The sequence below is a fragment of the Aestuariivirga sp. genome, from assembly GCF_047600585.1.
Classification (GTDB): Bacteria; Pseudomonadota; Alphaproteobacteria; order Rhizobiales; family Aestuariivirgaceae; genus Aestuariivirga.
On sequence record NZ_JASGKP010000001.1, the window covers coordinates 3,407,274 to 3,424,470 of the forward strand.

Annotated in this window: 13 protein-coding genes; 7 read left to right on the plus strand and 6 right to left on the minus strand. The window is 65.0% G+C overall.

The features are described from left to right. Positions 1 to 6: 6 nt before the first annotated feature. Positions 7 to 1,035 carry an aldo/keto reductase gene (locus tag QM801_RS16785; RefSeq protein ID WP_415020351.1) on the minus strand — a complete coding sequence of 343 codons (1,029 nt, stop codon included), beginning with the start codon at positions 1,033 to 1,035 and terminating at the stop codon, positions 7 to 9. An 80-nt stretch (positions 1,036 to 1,115) separates the two neighbouring features. Between QM801_RS16785 and QM801_RS16790 the strand changes: the two genes are divergently transcribed. Further along, positions 1,116 to 2,648, plus strand: a complete 1,533-nt coding sequence (locus QM801_RS16790) for a UxaA family hydrolase (RefSeq protein WP_415020352.1) — start codon at positions 1,116 to 1,118, stop codon at positions 2,646 to 2,648. A 348-nt stretch (positions 2,649 to 2,996) separates the two neighbouring features. Next, positions 2,997 to 5,024, plus strand: coding sequence for a transglycosylase domain-containing protein (locus tag QM801_RS16795; RefSeq protein WP_415020353.1), 2,028 nt, complete (start codon positions 2,997 to 2,999; stop codon positions 5,022 to 5,024). Positions 5,025 to 5,137: 113 nt separating this feature from the next. Here QM801_RS16795 and gyrB read toward each other — a convergent pair whose 3' ends face one another. The 5 genes from gyrB to rpsT form a co-directional block, all read right to left on the minus strand. Beyond that, positions 5,138 to 7,582: a DNA topoisomerase (ATP-hydrolyzing) subunit B gene (gyrB, locus tag QM801_RS16800; protein WP_415020354.1), complete on the minus strand. Its 2,445-nt coding sequence runs from the start codon at positions 7,580 to 7,582 to the stop codon at positions 5,138 to 5,140. A 30-nt stretch (positions 7,583 to 7,612) separates the two neighbouring features. Then, positions 7,613 to 8,755: a DNA replication/repair protein RecF gene (gene recF, locus QM801_RS16805; RefSeq protein ID WP_415020355.1), complete on the minus strand. Its 1,143-nt coding sequence runs from the start codon at positions 8,753 to 8,755 to the stop codon at positions 7,613 to 7,615. Between the two features lie 11 nt (positions 8,756 to 8,766). Further along, positions 8,767 to 9,891, minus strand: a complete 1,125-nt coding sequence (gene dnaN / locus QM801_RS16810; protein WP_415020356.1) for a DNA polymerase III subunit beta — start codon at positions 9,889 to 9,891, stop codon at positions 8,767 to 8,769. A gap of 194 nt (positions 9,892 to 10,085) precedes the next feature. After that, complete coding sequence (gene dnaA, locus QM801_RS16815) at positions 10,086 to 11,537, minus strand: chromosomal replication initiator protein DnaA (RefSeq protein ID WP_415020357.1); 1,452 nt, start codon at positions 11,535 to 11,537, stop codon at positions 10,086 to 10,088. Positions 11,538 to 12,311: 774 nt separating this feature from the next. Then, on the minus strand, positions 12,312 to 12,578 hold the full coding sequence (rpsT, locus tag QM801_RS16820) for a 30S ribosomal protein S20 (RefSeq protein WP_415020358.1): 267 nt from the start codon (positions 12,576 to 12,578) through the stop codon (positions 12,312 to 12,314). A gap of 167 nt (positions 12,579 to 12,745) precedes the next feature. Between rpsT and xylB the strand changes: the two genes are divergently transcribed. Genes xylB through QM801_RS16845 form a run of 5 tightly spaced genes read left to right on the plus strand, consistent with a single transcriptional unit; the run spans position 12,746 to position 17,170 of the window. Continuing rightward, complete coding sequence (gene xylB / locus QM801_RS16825) at positions 12,746 to 14,212, plus strand: xylulokinase (RefSeq protein ID WP_415020359.1); 1,467 nt, start codon at positions 12,746 to 12,748, stop codon at positions 14,210 to 14,212. A gap of 59 nt (positions 14,213 to 14,271) precedes the next feature. Then, positions 14,272 to 15,165, plus strand: a complete 894-nt coding sequence (rsmI, locus tag QM801_RS16830) for a 16S rRNA (cytidine(1402)-2'-O)-methyltransferase (protein WP_415020360.1) — start codon at positions 14,272 to 14,274, stop codon at positions 15,163 to 15,165. Continuing rightward, positions 15,162 to 15,524 (plus strand): YraN family protein, encoded by a 363-nt coding sequence (locus QM801_RS16835; protein ID WP_415020361.1) that lies wholly within the window; start codon positions 15,162 to 15,164, stop codon positions 15,522 to 15,524. The genes rsmI and QM801_RS16835 overlap by 4 nt, the downstream gene beginning before the upstream one ends. A 3-nt stretch (positions 15,525 to 15,527) precedes the next feature. Next, positions 15,528 to 16,466: a glutathione synthase gene (gene gshB / locus QM801_RS16840; protein WP_415020362.1), complete on the plus strand. Its 939-nt coding sequence runs from the start codon at positions 15,528 to 15,530 to the stop codon at positions 16,464 to 16,466. Further along, on the plus strand, positions 16,463 to 17,170 hold the full coding sequence (locus tag QM801_RS16845; RefSeq protein ID WP_415020363.1) for an HAD family hydrolase: 708 nt from the start codon (positions 16,463 to 16,465) through the stop codon (positions 17,168 to 17,170). Before gshB ends, QM801_RS16845 begins: the two co-directional genes overlap by 4 nt. Positions 17,171 to 17,197: the final 27 nt, after the last annotated feature.

Genomic DNA, 17,197 nt, shown 5'->3' on the forward strand with positions numbered 1-17,197 from the left:
AATCACTCACTTGGGGGTCGGGGCACGGGTATCGATGAGGCCTTGCGCCTTGAGGTCCTTCCACAGGCCCTTGGGCAGCTTGGCGCTCATGGTCTTGACGTTGAGGGCCACTTCCTTCGGGCTCACCGCACCCGGGATCACCGACACGACGGTCGGATGGGTGAGCGGGAAGCGCAGCGCCGCTTCGGGCAGCTTCACCTTGTGGGCCTTGCACACCGCCTCGATCTTCTTCACCCGCTCGAGGATCGCCCTCGGAGCGGGATCATAGTTGTAGCGCGCGCCGGGCTTCGCACCCGTGGCAAGAATGCCGGAGTTGTAAGGCCCGCCCAGCACGATGCCGATGCCGCGTTCTTCGAGCAGCGGCAAAAGTGAATTGAGCGCCCCCTCCTGTTCCAGCAGCGTGTAGCGGCCGGCGAGCAGGAAGAGATCGAAGTCGCCGCCGCGCGCCAGCATTTCGCAGGCGTCAACCTCGTTGATGCCCGCACCAATCGCCCTCACCACGCTTTCGTCACGGAGCTTGCGCAACGCCTTGAAGCCGGAGTCGAAGAGGATCTTCATGTAGTGGTCGCGCTTCTCCGCCGAGCCATGGGTGAAGATGTCGAGGTCATGGGCGAAGAGGATGTCGATCGAGTCGATGCCCAGCCGTTCGAAGGAGGCTTCCAGCGAACGGTAGACGCCGTCATAGGTGTAGTCATACTCCTCCTTGCGCGACGGCGTGTTGAAGAACTTGCCGATGCCGGTGCGCTCCCCGGGCGGGCAGACGTGCAGGACACGGCCGATCTTGGTGGAGAGGAGGTAGTCGCTCCTCTTCCGTCCGCGCAGGAAGGCGTTGAGACGGGTTTCGGAGAGGCCGAGGCCATAAAGGGGGGCGGTGTCGTAGTAGCGGATGCCCGCTTTCCAGGCCGCCTCCAGTGTGGCGGTGGCGTCCTTGTCGCTCACCGCCTTGTAAAGATTGCCCAATGGGGCACAGCCAAAGCCGAGTTCGGTAAAGGCCAGCGTGGCGCCCGATGGCGCACGGAACGTCTTCTTTTTCATTCTTAGCCCTTCTGACGGGTTGTTTTTGGCCCCTCCCGGGCCTATTGAACTGTTATATCAGTTTGCGGAACCAAGTCACCATGGATAAAGCGACCCGGCCCACCACCTCCCTCCTCCGCCTGCACGCCACCGACAATGTGCTGGTGGCGACCCGGATCATCGAGAAGGGCGAAACCGTCGACGGCCTCACCGCCACGGCCAAGGTCATGCGCGGCCACAAGATCGCCGCCGAGCCCATCGCCAATCGCCAGCCCATCCGCAAGTTCGGGCAGATCATCGGCTTTGCCAAGAGCGACATCGCCAGGGGCGACTGGGTGCACGAGCACAACGTGGTGATGGGTGAACTCGCCCACGACTACGCCTTCGCGCAAGCCGCGAAGAAGGAAGAGATCCTGCCGGAAAACCAGCGCGCCACCTTCCAGGGCTACCGCCGCAAGAACGGCAAGGTGGGCACGCGGAACTACATCGGCATCATGACCAGCGTGAACTGCTCGGCCACGGTCGCCGCCCACATCGCCCGCGAGGTCGAACGCTCCGGCATGCTGAACGACTATCCCAACATCGACGGCATCGTGGCGCTGACCCAGGACAACGGCTGCGTCATCGATTACCGCGGCGTGATCTTCGATACCTTCAAGCGCACCGCCTGGGGCTATGCCACGAACCCCAACATGGGCGGCGTGATGATGGTGGGCCTGGGCTGCGAGGGCTTCCAGATTCCGCGCTTCAAGGAAGCCTACAAGGTGGAGGAGAACGAGCTTTTCCGCACCATGACCATCCAGGAAACGGGCGGCACCAAGAAGACAGTGGAGCGCGGTGTGTCCTATGTGCGCGAGATGCTCAAGGCCGTGAACGACGTGAAGCGCGAGACCTGCCTGGCCTCCGATCTCGTGGTGGCGCTGCAGTGCGGCGGCTCCGACGGCTATTCCGGCATCACGGCCAATCCGGCGCTGGGCGCTGCGGTCGACATCCTCGTCCGCCATGGTGGCACCGGCATTCTCTCGGAGACGCCCGAGATCTATGGCGCCGAGCACCTGCTCACCCGCCGTGCGGCGACAAAAGAGGTGGGCGAGAAGCTCGTCGGCATCATCAAGTGGTGGGAAGACTATACCCGCCGCAACAACATGGAGATGAACAACAACCCCTCGCCCGGCAACAAGCTGGGTGGCCTCACCACCATCCTCGAGAAGTCGCTGGGTGCGGCGGCGAAGGGCGGCACCACCACCATGCAGGCGGTTTACAATTATGCCGAGCCGGTCACCACCAAGGGCTTCGTCTTCATGGACACGCCCGGCTACGATCCGGTGGGCGCCACAGGCCAGGTGGCGGGCGGCGCGAACCTCATGTGCTTCACCACGGGCCGCGGCAGCGCCTATGGCAACAAGCCCTGCCCCTCGATCAAGCTCGCCACCAACACCGACATCTACACCCGCATGATCGACGACATGGACATCAACTGCGGCGACGTGATCGAGGGCGTGCCGCTGGAAGAGAAGGGCAAGCAGATTTTCGATCTGATGCTCAAGACGGCCTCGGGCCAGAAGACCAAGTCGGAAGAACTGGGCTACGGCGAGAACGAATACGTGCCGTGGTACATCGGCGCGGTGATGTGATCTCTCTTTCTCTCCATGCCCGGCCTTGAGCCGGGCATCCACTTCCACAAGCTGATGAAGCTCTGGATGGCCGGGTCAGGCCCGGCCATGGAGGTTGGTTTTGCCGTTCACCATCTCGCGCGCCATTGGGTTCATCCAAGCTGAGAGCCCCCCTCTCACCAGCCTTGATTTACCCATGATTTGCCGTCATTTGCAGGGGGCGACAGGCCCGGCCCAGCGGGGTTCGAGCCATGTCCAATCAACGGGGCGAGTTGAGAAATGGGCTTGTTTGGCGGCCAGAAGAAGAAGGCCGCACAATCGCAGCGACGTGGACGGCAGGAGCCACAACTGTTTGCGAACGGGCGCGGGATGCGCGCCGAACCTCCCCGCCGGAAACGGCGGCGGAGCCTGCTCGGCTGGCTCGTCCGCTTCATCCTGGCGCTGGGCTTCTGGGCGGCGGCAGCCGGTGTCGCCACCTTCGCCTTCGTCTGGTTCACGCTGGCCCAGAACGGCGTCTTCCAGATCCCCGAGCGCGAGCCCGGCATCCTGATCCTCGCCTCCGACGGCACGGAACTCGCCCAGCGCGGCACCTTCTTCGGCGACAGCGTCAACATCGAGGCCCTGCCCGACTACGTGCCGAACGCCATCATCGCGATTGAAGACCGGCGCTTCTACAGCCATCACGGCATCGACCCCTGGGGCCTTGGCCGTGCCATGCTCACCAACCTGCGCGGCGGGCGCATGTCGCAGGGCGGTTCCACCCTCACCCAGCAGCTGGCCAAGAACCTCTTCCTCTCGCCCGAGCGCACGCTCAACCGCAAGCTCCAGGAAGCGGTGCTGGCGGTCTGGCTCGAGACCAAGTTCTCAAAGGATGAAATCCTCCAGCTCTACATGAACCGTGTCTACTTCGGTGGCGGCGCCAACGGCATCGACAAGGCCTCGCGAGCTTTCTACAACAAGGGTCCGGAAGAGCTGACGATCATGGAGGCGGCAACACTGGCCGGCCTTCTCAAGGCGCCCTCCAGCTACAATCCCGCCAAGAACCCCGAGGAGGCACGCCAGCGCGCCACGCTGGTGCTGCAGAAGATGGTGGAGGAAGGGTATATCAGCGAGGCCGACCGCCAGCAGGCGCTTGCCTCCGCCACCAACACCACGCCCGCCGACTATGTGCCCGCCACGCAATATGCGGTGGACTGGATCGTCGACCAGCTGCCGCTCTTCACCAAGGACACGAAGGAATCGCTGGTCGTCGAGACGAGCCTCGACACCGTGCTGCAGCTGAAGGCGGAAGCGAGCCTGCGGAAGCGCCTCGCCGACAACGGCAAGAAGCTCAACGTCAGCGAAGGCGCCCTCGTCATGCTCGATGCCACGGGCGGCGTGAAGGCCCTCGTCGGGGGCCGTTCCTACAAGAAGAGCCAGTTCAACCGCGCCGTGAAGGCGAAACGCCAGCCCGGCTCGGCCTTCAAGACCTTCGTCTATCTCGCCGCCATCGAGGCGGGCTACAGGCCTGAAACGGTCGAGGTGGACGAGCCCATCCGCATCGGCAACTGGACACCCGAGAACTACACCCAGCGCTATCTCGGCCCGGTGACGCTTGAGACCGCCTTCGCGCTCTCGATCAACACGGTGGCGGCCCGCCTCGGACAGGCGGTGACGCCCGCCGCCATTGCCGCCGTGGCGCACCGGCTCGGCATCGTCTCGCAGCTTGGCACCGACGCCACGCTGGCGCTCGGCACCTCGGAAGTGACGCCACTCGAACTCACCTCCGCCTTCGTCCCCTTCGCCAACGGCGGCTATGCGGTCGAACCCTACGTGGTGACGCGCATCTACACGAAGAGCGGTAAGGTGCTGTACCAGCGCCAGGGCGATGGCCTGGGCCAGGTGATCAACAACAACGATCTCGGCGCCATGAACATCCTGCTCCGCGCCGTGGTGCGCGAGGGCACCGCCACCAAGGCGGAATTCGGCAACCTCGACATCGGCGGCAAGACCGGCACCAGCCAGGATTACCGCGACGCCTGGTTCATCGGCTTCACGCCCTACTACGTGACCGGCGTGTGGATGGGCAACGACGACAACTCGCCCACCAAGAAGGTCACCGGCGGCTCGCTTCCCGCGCTCGTCTGGAAGGACGTGATGGAAGAAGCCCACAAGGGCCTCGAGCCCCGTGTGCTGCCGGGCGAGATGCAGGCGCCGCAGACCGACGAACCGGTCTACGCCGACCAGACGCCGTCTGACGCCATGGAGAACGATCCGCAGCTCTCCAACGAGGAAGACGTGCCGGAAGCCCAGCCGCGGAAGCGCAAGCGCGGCCTCTTCGCCCGCATCTTCGGCATCGGCGAGAACGACCCGCCGATCATCGAGCGCCGCCCGCGCAAGGACGGCACTCTCTACTAGCGCAACGGACGATCAAATCGGAACGATTTGAGAGAGGAAAGTTGCGCCAGAAATTCCTTGGCGCATCTTTCGCGTCGCAAGTGGTGCCCACTTGCTCGCACGATGCGCTGTGATCAAACGTCGAGGTTGGCGACGTTCAGGGCATTCTCGCGGATGAAGTCGCGGCGCGGCTCCACCACATCGCCCATGAGCTTGGTGAAGAGATCGTCGGCCTGGTCGATCTCCGAGACCTTGACGCGCAGGAGCGAGCGCACGTTGGGATCGAGGGTCGTTTCCCAGAGCTGTTCCGGGTTCATCTCGCCCAGGCCCTTGTAGCGCTGCAGCGACACGCCCTTGCGGCCGGCGATGAAGATCGCATCGAGAAGGCCTAGCGGGCCGTTGATGGCGCTCTCGGAATCCTTGCGCTTGAGCTTCGCCGGGTGGGCATAGACCTCCTGCAGATGCGGCGTCTTGCGGTCGAGGCGCATGGCATCGGCCGAACTGATCAGCTTGTTGTCGATGTGCCAGCTTTCCTTCACGCCGCGCAGTTCGCGCGAGAAGACAAGCCCGCCGTCGCCGGCGATGACGCCGCTCCAGCCGCGCTCGGTCTCGTCCGAGAGAATGTCGAGGCGGCGCGCCACATAGGCCGCGGCGGCTTCGGCATTGGCCTTGTCGGCGAGCACCTCCGGATTGAGGGCGCCTGCAATGGCCGCCTGCTCGATCACCAGGGTGGGATAGCGCGAGTGCAGGCCGTCGATGATGCTGCGCATGGCGAGTGCCTCGTCGACGATGGCGCGCAGGTCGGCGCCGGCCCGTTCGCTGCCGTTCCCCAGCACCAGCTTCACACCGTCGAGGCCCTGGTCGATGAGATTGTCTTCCAGCGCCTTGTTGTCCTTCAGGTACTGTTCGGAGGTGCCGCGCTTGATCTTGTAGAGGGGCGGCTGGGCGATGAAGAGGTGGCCGCGCTCGATCAGCTCCGGCATCTGCCGGTAGAAGAAGGTGAGGAGCAGCGTGCGGATGTGGGCGCCGTCCACGTCGGCGTCGGTCATCACGATGATCTTGTGATAGCGCAGCTTCTCGATGTTGAATTCCTCGCGGCCGATGCCGGTGCCGAGCGCGGTGATGAGCGTGCCGATTTCCGCAGAGGAGAGCATCTTGTCGAAGCGGGCGCGCTCGACGTTGAGGATCTTGCCGCGCAAGGGGAGCACCGCCTGGTTGTCGCGGTTGCGGGCCTGCTTGGCGGAGCCGCCGGCCGAGTCGCCCTCGACGATGAAGAGTTCGCAGCGGGCGGGATCGCGCTCCTGGCAGTCGGCAAGCTTGCCGGGGAGCGACGAGATATCAAGCGCACCCTTGCGGCGGGTGAGTTCGCGGGCCTTGCGGGCGGCTTCACGGGCCGCTGCGGCTTCGACGATCTTCTGCACGATGGCGCGGGCGTCACCCGGATGTTCCTCGAACCACGAGCCCAGCGCATCGTTGACGTAGCTTTCGACCACGGGGCGCACTTCCGACGAGACGAGCTTGTCCTTCGTCTGCGAGGAGAACTTGGGATCGGGCACCTTCACCGAGAGCACGCAGGTCATGCCTTCGCGCGCATCGTCGCCGGTGAGCTGGACCTTTTCCTTCTTGGCGATGCCGGAGTCGCTCGCATAGTTGTTGATGACGCGGGTGAGCGCGCCGCGGAAGCCCGCAAGATGCGTGCCGCCGTCGCGCTGCGGAATGTTGTTGGTGAAGCAGAAGACGCTCTCGTGATAGCTGTCGTTCCACCACAATGCGCATTCCACCGTGATGCCGTCGCGGTCGCCCTTGATGTAGATGGGCTCCTTGATCAGCGCCTGCTTGGTGCGGTCGAGGTAGCGCACGAAGGCGGAGATGCCGCCCTCGTAGAAGAGTTCGACCACCACGGGCTCAACGCCGCGCTTGTCGGTCAAGGTGATGCGCACGCCGGAATTCAGGAAGGCGAGTTCGCGCAGGCGGTGTTCCAGCGTGGCGAAATCGAATTCTGTCTTGGTGAAGGTCTCATGCGAGGGATGGAAGGTCACTTCCGTACCGCGCTTGCCCTCGCTGTCGCCCACCACGCGCAAGGGTGCATCGGGCACGCCATGGGTGAAGCTCATGCTGTGGGTTTTGCCGTTGCGGTGAATGGTGAGCTCGAGCTTGGTCGAGAGCGCGTTCACCACCGAGACGCCCACGCCATGCAGGCCGCCCGAGACCTTGTAGGAATTCTGGTCGAACTTGCCGCCGGCATGAAGCTCGGTCATGACGATTTCCGCCGCCGAGCGCTTGGGCTCGTGGTCGTCGTCCTTCTTGATGTCGGTGGGAATGCCGCGGCCGTTGTCGGTGACCGTGGCGGAGCCATCGGCATTGAGCGTCACGGTGACCAGTGTCGCGTGCCCGGCGAGGGCTTCGTCGATGGCGTTGTCGACCACTTCGTAGACCATGTGATGCAGGCCCGAGCCATCATCGGTGTCGCCGATGTACATGCCGGGGCGCTTGCGCACCGCATCGAGGCCCTTCAGGACCTTGATCGATTCCGCACCATATTCCGCGTTTGGTTTCTGCTCGTTGTCGTCGTTTGCCATGGCCCGTCAGGGGCGGCGCAAAATGATCTCTCAGCGTGATTCGGAGAGCTGCCCGCCGTCTACCAGATACACCACTGCGGAGGCCCCTGCGCCATCAAAAAGTGAGGCCTCCGTGCCAGTCATAAACACTTGAGATCCAAGGGTTTCCAGGAGCCGGAAGAGGGCCTCCCGGCGGGCCGGATCGAGGTGGGCGGCGATTTCGTCAAGAAGCAGCATCGGGCTCGCCCCGAAGAGGCTTTTGGCGGCCCTCGCCTGGGCCAGGATGAGGCCGATGAGGAGGGCTTTCTGCTCGCCCGTGGAGCAGAATTCGGCGGGCATGGCCTTGGGTCCGTGGACTACGTGCAGGTCGCTGCGGTGCGGTCCGGCAAGCGCACGGCCTGCAGCCCGGTCGGCAGATCGCCCACGCGCGAGGTCGCGGCGGTAGATGTCCTCGGCCTCGACGGCGGGATGCTGCATCACCAGGTCTTCCATCGCACCCGTGATCGAGAGGGCGGCCCAGGGAAAGGGCCCGTGATGCTCCGACTGCGCCACGTGGCGGGCGAGCGTGCTGATCGCCGCGAGGCGTGCGGCCGAAACGGCAACCGCACTCTCGGCCATCTGCACCTCGAGGCTTGAAAGCCAGGCCCCATCCGGATTGGGTTCGGCAAGAAGTGCGTTCCGCTCGCGCATCAGCTTCTCGAAGGCGTTCACACGGCTCGCATGCCCCGCATCGAAGAGCACCACCATGCGGTCGAGGAAACGCCTGCGGTCGCCGGGTGGGCCCTGGAACAGCCGGTCCATGGCAGGCGTGAGCCAGACCATGCGGAGGATGTCGGCAAGGCTCCCTGCGGACTTCTGCTGCAGACCGTCGATCATCACGGCGCGGGTGCTCGCCGCCTCGCCGTCGTCGTTGGGACGCCAGCCGGTGCCGACCTCGCGTTCGCCATCGGGCGTCTCGATCGTGGCCGCCACAGCCCATTGCCCCGAACCGCCCTGACGGGCGAGAGCGGGAAACTCGACGCCACGCAGGCCCCGTCCGGGCACGAGCAGCGAGACCGCTTCAAGAAGATTGGTTTTGCCCGCGCCATTCGCCCCCGCCAGCGCCACGAGCGGACGCGACAGCTCCACCCGGAGGTGAGCGTAGTTGCGGAAATCCGTGAGGGTGAGCCGCCTGACGGCGGAAGTGCTGGCCATAGGCCTCCTGCTTACACCCGCATGGGCATCAGCACATAGAGCGACTGTTCGTCCTTGGGATCACGCACCACGGTGGGGGAGCCCGCATCCTGCAGTTCAAAGCGCATGGAGTCCGCCGTGATCTGGCCCGCCACGTCGAGCAGGTAGCGCGAGTTGAAGCCGATCTCGAGCGGATCCTTGGTGTAGTCCACCGCCACTTCCTCTTCGGCCGAACCCGAATCCGGATTGTTGACCACAAGCGTCATGCGGCCCTCGGCCAGCATCAGCTTCACCGCACGGCTCTTTTCGAGAGAGATGGTGGAGACACGGTCGACCGCATCGGAGAATGACTTTGCATCGACCTCGAGCGTCTTGTCGTGGTTGCGCGGAATGACGCGCTCGTAGTCGGGGAAGGTACCGTCGATCAGCTTCGAGGTGAGCACGAGATTGCCCGCAGCGAAGCGGATCTTCGACGAGGAAAGCGAGACCTGCACCTCGGTGTCGTCGCCCTCGATGAGCTTGACCACTTCCAGCACGGTCTTGCGCGGCACGATGATGCCCGGCATGCCCGAGGCCCCTTCCGGCAGCGCCACCTGCGACTGGGCAAGGCGGTGACCATCAGTGGCGACGGCGCGCAGCATGGCCGCACCCGAGACATGTTCCTTCGCCTGGTGCAGGTAGATGCCGTTCAGGTAGTAGCGCGTCTCTTCGGTGGAGATGGCAAAGCGCGTCTTCTCGATCAGGCGGCGAAGCTCGCCCGAGGAGACGGTGAAGCTGTTGCCGAGTTCACCGGACGAGAGATCGGGAAAATCTTCCGGCGGCAGGGCCTGCAGCTGGAAGCGCGAGCGCCCGGCCTTGATGTTGACGCGGCCCGCATCCGGCCCCTGCTCGAGTTCGAGCTGGGCGCCATCGGGCAGCTTGCGCACGATGTCGTAGAGCATGTGGGCGGGCACGGTGGCCGCCCCGTTGCGCGCCGTCTCGGCCGGCACGGTCTCGACGATTTCGATATCGAGGTCTGTGGCGGTGAGGCGCACCTTGTCCTTGTCGGACTGCACCAGCACGTTCGACAGGATCGGAATGGTGTTGCGGCGCTCCACCACACTCTGCACGTGGTTCAGGGCTTTGAGAAAAGCAGACCGTTCAATGGTAACGCGCATGATCGCCGGATCGTCCGAAAAGAGTTGTCAGGGGCCAGCGACAATGGCGCGGATGCTGGTGTTTTTCAATGTTTTTCGCGGCTTTTGAGATCAATTCGCGAGGCCCCGGACGTCCCCTCTCCCCCGGAGGGGAGAGGGTGGGGTGGCCTCCCCGATGAAATGACCGTCGCGCGCGCTGGCGGAGAGGAAACCCCTCAAGCCCCCTGTTCGATCAGGCGGATGAGCTGGGCCAAATCCTTGGCCAGCTTCTCGTCGGCCCGCATCATGTCGTCGATCTTGCGCACCGCATGAAGCACGGTGGAATGGTCGCGGCCCCCGAAGCGGCGGCCGATCTCCGGCAGGCTGCGGCTTGTCAGCTTCTTCGCCAGATACATGCCGATCTGCCGCGGCACCACCACGTTGCGGGCGCGGCGCGGCGAGAGCAGGTCGTTCTTGGAGACGTTGTAGTGCCGTCCCACCACCTTGAGGATGTCGTCGATCTTGATGCGGCCCTGGTCCTGGCCCTGGGCAGCGGCATCGCGCAGCACCATGGAGGCGAGGTCGAGGGTGATCGCCTGGTTGTTGAACTGCTGGAAGGCGACGATGCGGTTGAGCGCCCCTTCAAGCTCGCGGCCGCCGCCGGTCACGCGGTCGGCAACGAGTTCAAGGATCTCGTCGCTCACCATCGCCGCCGGATCACGGGCAACGAGGATGTCGCGGCGGACCGAGAGGATCTTGCGGCGGAGTTCCTGGTCGGGAGACTCGATGTCGACCACAAGCCCGCCCATCAGGCGCGAGCGCATGCGCTGGTCCACCGTGTCGAGCTGGGCCGGCGGCACGTCGGCCGCCACCACCACCTGGCGGCGCTGGTCCACGAGCGAGTTGAAGGCGTGGCAGAATTCCTGCTGGATCGCCTTGCCCTGGAGGAACTGGAAATCGTCGATCAGGAGCACGTCCACCGACTGGAACTGGTCCTTGAAGGAAAGGGTGTCGCGCTGCCTCACCGCATGGATGAAGGTGTACATGAAGCGCTCGGCGGTCATCACCATGACCTTGCGGAGCGGCTGCGTCTCGCGCACGCGCTGGGCGATGGCGTTGAGAAGGTGGGTCTTGCCGAGCCCTGCGCCCGCATGGATGTAGAGCGGGTTGAAGCCCACGGGCATGCCCTGTGCCGCACTCGCCACGCGCATCGCCGCGGCATGGGCCAGCTGGTTCGATTGCCCCACCATGAAGCTGTCGAAGGTCTGGCTCTCGTCGATCACCGTGGCACGCGAGAGGGCCGCCTCCGCCGCCTGCGGCATAAAGCTCGCCATGGGCTGCAGGCTCGGTGTTTCACCGGAGCGCGTCTCGCCCGAATGGCGCGGGGCCGAGACCACGGCGCGCGGCACGGTGGGTGACTGGGCTGCGGTGCCTTGTACCCGCACCCGCACCTGCACCTGTTTCAGGCCGTCGAATTCCGCACCGGCGATCTTGGTGAGCTTGGCGATATAGTGGTTCTCGATCCAGCTCTTGAGGAAGCGGGTGGGCACCGAGGCAATGAGCGTGCCCTCCACGAAGCTTTCCGGCTCCATGCGGCCGAACCAGGAGGTGAAGAGATCATCCCCCAGCTCCGCCCGGAGGCGCTGCGCCACCCGGGTCCAGGTCTCCCGGAGAAGGGCCTGCGCCATTGAGGAATTCTGCCCGGAAGATTGCCCCGTTGCCTGATGGGCCGTTTGCCTCCCCATCCCGTTGCCTTCCATGCGTTCCGCTGCCTGTCCGCCTGTCATGATATTCTCTTTTGCCGCCGTCTTTTTGTTGCATGGCCGAGCAAAGGCCCCTCCAGATGCTCGCACCTGATGGTTCACTCAACCAACCACACAACGTTCAGTTCTGTCTTCGCGCCAAGGGGCGCATTACTGCCGGGCACCCCGCCTCAGGGTGACCGTCGCCGCTCACTTGCTTTCTACTACAACCCCACAACTCCCTGCCTTAAGGCCAGCCAGGCCTCCGGACGCGCAGGTTTGTTCTTCTTCTGCCCTGCCATCCTGTGGAGAACTTACAAAAGCGCTTTCGGGCGGCGCAAACGGAATCATTGATTCGTCCGTATACGGAACAGTGCCGTCCGCCCCCGGAGGCCCGGGAGCGTCCCAGGGTCCTTCCCCAAGTGATTGATTCAAGGGATTGAATCACTTAGCGGCAAAAATGCCACAGCGGCGAAGGCCAAATTGCCGCCCTGCCCCCCGGATCGGGCGCTTTCCCGGCGATTCCGCGCATGCCCCGGTTGTAAGAAGTCAAGCCGATGATCTGACTTAATTTTTTGTTTAACATCTGTCCGTTCCCGGAAGATCAGTACCCGGACTCGGCGGCCCCTGAGGGCCAATTGTCGGACAAAAAAATCCGCCGTGGGAGGCCCACGGCGGATTCTACCGGGAAAGAACCGGGTGGCTTGGATCAGGCCCGGATCAGGCCTGCATGGCCTTGATGCGCTTGGTGAGGCGCGAAATCTTCCGCGAGGCGGCGTTCTTGTGCATGACGCCCTTCTGGGCGCCACGGGCCAGCGCCGGGGCAGCGGCCTTGAGGGCGGCTTCCGCGTCGGCCTTCTTGCCGGCGGTCACGGCTTCTTCCACCTTGCGCACGGCGGTGCGAACCGCGGAAATGCGGTTCTTGTTGATGGTGGTGCGCCGGCCGGCAACGCGGGTTGCCTTCTTGGCGGAGGAAGTGTTGGCCATGGATCAATCCTGCTTCATGTGTTCAAACGGAAATGGCCGCATCCGAACCACGGGACCTTTCAAGACCCTCCTGGCGCGGCAGCGGCTTTCGGAATGGCGGGCTTATAGGCATGAAGCCCCGCCGCCGTCAATTGCGGGATTGGCCCGGACTTGTTTAGAGTAAGCAAATGAGCAGGATCAGGGTTTTGGGCGTCGATCTGGGCACCACGGCGCTCAAGGCCGTGCTCAGCGACGGCCGCCGGGTGATCGGCGCCGCCTCCGCCCCCGTCCCCACCCGGAGGCCCCGGCCCCTGTGGTCGGAACAGGCCCCTGCCGACTGGTGGATGGCGCTCGCCAGCGCCTGCAAGGCCCTGGCCGCCCGCCACCCGGGGGAGTGGCGGCAGATTTCGGGGATCGGGCTCTCAGGCCACATGCACGGGGCGGTGCTCCTCAAGGACGGCAAACCACTCCGCCCCTGCATCCTTCATAATGACGGGCGGGCCACCGCCGAGGCAAAAGCCCTCAATGCACAGCTTCCCGCCCATGCGGGCGTCGCCGGGGTGCGCGCCATGGCAGGCTTCACCGCCCCCAAGCTCCTGTGGCTGAAGGCGTATGAACCCGGGGTGCTGGCAGTGGCCGACGTGGTGCTCTCGCCCAAGGACTACCTCCGCTTCCGGCTGACGGGCGCCTTCGCCACCGATCCCGTCGATGCCTCCGGCATGTGGCTCCTCGATGTGGCGAAGCGGCAGTGGTGCCCGGAGATCGCCGCCGCCTGCGGGGTGGCGCTGAGGCAACTGCCGGCGATCCGCGAGGGGAACGAGATCGTGGGCCCCCTCATGCCCGTTGCCGCCAAGGCGCTTGGCCTCCCCTCCGGCATCGCGGTCGTCACCGGCACCGGCGACGCCGCCGCCAATACGCTCGGCCTCGGTCTCGTCGAAGAAGGCGACGGCGTCATCTCGCTCGGCACGGCGGCGCAGATCTTCGTGAGCAAGCGTGCCCATGTGCCGGCGCCTGCGCAGAATATTCACGCCTTTGCTCATGCCCTGCCGGGCCTGTGGTTCCAGATGGCAGCGATGCTGAATGGCGCCTCGCCGCTTGCCTGGGCGGCGGAGCTTTTCGCACCCGAAGAGAAGATCACCACGCTTCTGAAGCAGGTGGAGAAGGGCATGGCCCGGCCTTCCCGACTGCTCTTCCTTCCCTATCTCACCGGCGAGCGCACCCCCAACGACGATCCCGCCATGCGCGCCGCCTTCATGGGACTGGACGCCAGCACCACGCGCGCCGACTTACTGCGCGCCACGCTGGAGGGGATCGCGCTTTCGCTGGCCGACAGCTACGACGTTCTGACCCGCAGCGGCACCGTGCCCCATGTGCTCTATGCGGTGGGCGGCGGCTTCAAGAGCAGGCTGTGGGCAGGGATGATTGCCTCGGCGCTGGGGCGCAGCCTCTCCCTCATTCCGGCGAGCGAGACGGGCGGCGCACTCGGTGTCGCCCGGCTGGCGCGGCAGGCGCTGACCGGCGAGGCCGACGCCGCCGTCTATACCAAGCCTGCGCGCAGCAGCGTGGTCGACCCCAATCCCACGTGGCAGGCCCGCTTCACCGATCTGCTGCCCAAGTACCGCGCCCTTTACCAGGCGCTGCGCCCGATCCGCTGACTTGCACCTGAGCGCCCGCCCTTCTATGCCCGGCTCATGAAATCGAGCGGGCACATGAGATGACGGCGGAGAAGCGCTTCCATATCGGCGCCCACGCCTTCACCGCGCCCTCGCTTGCGCCCGGGCTCTATCTCGTCGCCACGCCCATCGGCAATCTCGGGGACGTGACGCTGCGCGGGCTCGAAACGCTCGCCGCCGCCGATACCATCTATTGTGAAGACACGCGGATCACGCTCCGCCTGATGGAGCGCTATGGCCTTCGCGTGCCGTTGAAGGCCTTGCACGAACACAATGAGACGGCGCTGGCCCCCGGCATCATCGCCGACATCGAGGCAGGGAAGGCCATCGCCGTGGTGAGCGATGCAGGCATGCCGCTCATCTCCGATCCGGGCTACCGGCTGGTGAAGGCTTGTGCCGCGGCGGGCGTGCCGGTGACCTCATTGCCCGGCGCCAATGCGGTGCTGGCTGCGGTGCAGCTCTCGGGCCTCGCCACCGACAGCTTCCACTTCGCGGGCTTCCTGCCCTCTGCCGACAGCGAGCGCCGCCACGCCCTCGATGATCTGATGGAATTTCCCCACACCGTCGTCGCCTATGAAAGCCCGCACAGACTGTCCGATTGCCTCGCCGACATCGCGGCGCGCGATGCCGCACGGCCCGTGGCGGTGGCGCGTGAACTCACCAAGCTGCACGAAGAGATCGTGCGCGGCACGGCGGCGGAGGTGCATGCCACGCTCACGGCCCGCGAGACGATCAAGGGCGAATGCGTCGTGGTGATCGGAGGCAAGCCCGCCGCGGAGGCTGCACTCGACGACGCCCAGATCGCCCGCATCATCGCCGATGCCGCCGCCAACCTGCCCGCCGGAAAGGCGGCGCAGCAGGTTTCGAAGCTCACCGGGCTTCCCCGCGATGAAGCCTTCGCCCGCATCCTCAAGCTCAAGGGCAGCCGCCCGTGAACCCGCGCCAGCAGGCGGAGCGGCGCGGCCATATGGCCGAGACGGTGGCGCTCTGGTTCCTCCGCCTCAAGGGCTATCGCCTGCTCGCCCGGCGCTTCAAGTGCGGGAGTGGCGAGATCGATCTCGTCATGCGCAAGGGCGGCACCACCGCCTTCATCGAGGTCAAAGCCCGGAGTGCCCACGACGATGCGGTGATCGCGGTCACATCAAAACAATCGAAACGGATCAGTGCTGCGGCGGCGGCATGGATGGCCCGCGATGCCCGCGCGGCCGCCAGCCACTGCCGGTTTGACATCGTCACCGTCTCTTCTAACCTTCGCCCCCGGCATATTGAAAACGCATTCTACGGAGACCGCTGAACCATGGGACTTTCCGTTGCGGTCCAGATGGACCCCATCAGCTCGATCGACATCACGGGAGATTCCACCTTCGCCCTGATGCTGGAGGCCCAGCGCCGCGGCCACAGCCTGTTCCACTATCATGTGAACGCGCTGGCCTGGCGCGACAACTCCCTCTTCGCGGCGGGCGAGCCCGTCACCGTGCGCGACGAGAAGGGCAACCACTTCACCCTGGGCGAACGCCGCACCACCGACCTCGCCAAGAGCGACGTCATCCTCATGCGGCAGGATCCGCCCTTCGACATGGGCTACATCACCGCCACCCATCTGCTCGAGCAGATCCACCCCAGGACGCTGGTAGTGAATGACCCGGCGGAAGTGCGCAATGCGCCCGAGAAGCTCTTCATCCTGCGCTTTGCCGAATTCATGCCGCCCACCCTCATCACCCGCGACTGGAACGAGCTCAACGCCTTCCGCCGCGCCCATGGCGACGTCATCCTGAAGCCGCTCTACGGCAACGGCGGCGCCGGCATCTTCAAGACCCACGAGGGCGACCAGAATTTCTCCTCGCTGCTCGAGATGTTCGGCCAGCTCTTCAAGGAGCCGATCATCGCCCAGCGCTATCTCCCCGAGGTGCGGAAGGGCGACAAGCGCATCATCCTTGTCGACGGCAAGGTGGCGGGCGCCATCAACCGCGTGCCGGCCGAGCATGACCACCGCTCCAACATGCATGCAGGCGGCCAGGCCGTGCCCACCGGTATCACCAAGCGCGAGCACGAGATCTGCGAGGCGCTGGGGCCGGAACTGAAGAAGCGCGGGCTCATCTTCACGGGCATCGACGTGATCGGCGACTACATGACCGAGATTAACGTCACCTCGCCCACCGGCATCCGCCAGGTGAAGCGCTTCGGTGGTGCCGATATTGCGAGCCTGATCTGGGATGCCATCGAGGCCAGGCGGTGAGCCACCTCGACCTCATCGCCTTCGATGCCGACGACACGCTCTGGCACAACCTCATCCACTTCGATGCGGCGGAGAAGGCCTTCGGCAACATGTTCTCGCATGTGCTGCCGCCGGACGAAGGTGCACGCCGCCTCGGCCAGGCGGAACAGCGCAACATCAGCCTCTATGGTTATGGGGTGAAGAGCTTCACCCTCTCGATGATCGAGACGGCCATCGAGATCACCTCGGGCAGTGTCGATGCCGCGACGATCTCGAAACTCATCGCCATGGGCCGCACCATGCTCGATCACGAGATCGAGCTTCTGCCCCATGTGACCGAAACGCTGGAACGGCTGCACAAGAGCCACCGCCTGCTGCTCGTCACCAAGGGCGACCTGTACCATCAGGAGCGCAAGGTGCTGGCCTCGGGGCTCGCCCATCTCTTCGAGGGCGTGGAGATCGTCTCCGACAAGAAGCCCGAGACCTACCGCCGCCTCTGCACCCGCCACGGCGGGCGGGCCGAGCGCACGCTGATGGCGGGAAACTCGGTGCGCTCCGATGTGCTGCCGATGATCCAGGCGGGCGGCTATGGCGTCTATGTGCCCTTCGACATCCTATGGGAGCACGAGCACGAAGAGGTGCCGGTTGATACGCCGCGCTTCTTCGCCGTCGATGACATCCGCGGCGTGGCCGAGGTGGCGGACAAACTGGAACAGGGCGGCTGATTTTCCGTCTTCCCATGTCGGGAGACG

Excerpts from the sequence above, each read along its gene's own strand:
- QM801_RS16785 (WP_415020351.1), bottom strand. The coding sequence starts at position 1,035 with ATGAAAAAGAAGACGTTCCGTGCGCCATCGGGCGCCACGCTGGCCTTT.
- QM801_RS16790 (WP_415020352.1), top strand. The coding sequence starts at position 1,116 with ATGGATAAAGCGACCCGGCCCACCACCTCCCTCCTCCGCCTGCACGCC.
- QM801_RS16795 (WP_415020353.1), top strand. The coding sequence starts at position 2,997 with ATGCGCGCCGAACCTCCCCGCCGGAAACGGCGGCGGAGCCTGCTCGGC.
- gyrB (WP_415020354.1), bottom strand. The coding sequence starts at position 7,582 with ATGGCAAACGACGACAACGAGCAGAAACCAAACGCGGAATATGGTGCG.
- recF (WP_415020355.1), bottom strand. The coding sequence starts at position 8,755 with ATGGCCAGCACTTCCGCCGTCAGGCGGCTCACCCTCACGGATTTCCGC.
- dnaN (WP_415020356.1), bottom strand. The coding sequence starts at position 9,891 with ATGCGCGTTACCATTGAACGGTCTGCTTTTCTCAAAGCCCTGAACCAC.
- dnaA (WP_415020357.1), bottom strand. The coding sequence starts at position 11,537 with ATGGCGCAGGCCCTTCTCCGGGAGACCTGGACCCGGGTGGCGCAGCGC.
- rpsT (WP_415020358.1), bottom strand. The coding sequence starts at position 12,578 with ATGGCCAACACTTCCTCCGCCAAGAAGGCAACCCGCGTTGCCGGCCGG.
- xylB (WP_415020359.1), top strand. The coding sequence starts at position 12,746 with ATGAGCAGGATCAGGGTTTTGGGCGTCGATCTGGGCACCACGGCGCTC.
- rsmI (WP_415020360.1), top strand. The coding sequence starts at position 14,272 with ATGACGGCGGAGAAGCGCTTCCATATCGGCGCCCACGCCTTCACCGCG.
- gshB (WP_415020362.1), top strand. The coding sequence starts at position 15,528 with ATGGGACTTTCCGTTGCGGTCCAGATGGACCCCATCAGCTCGATCGAC.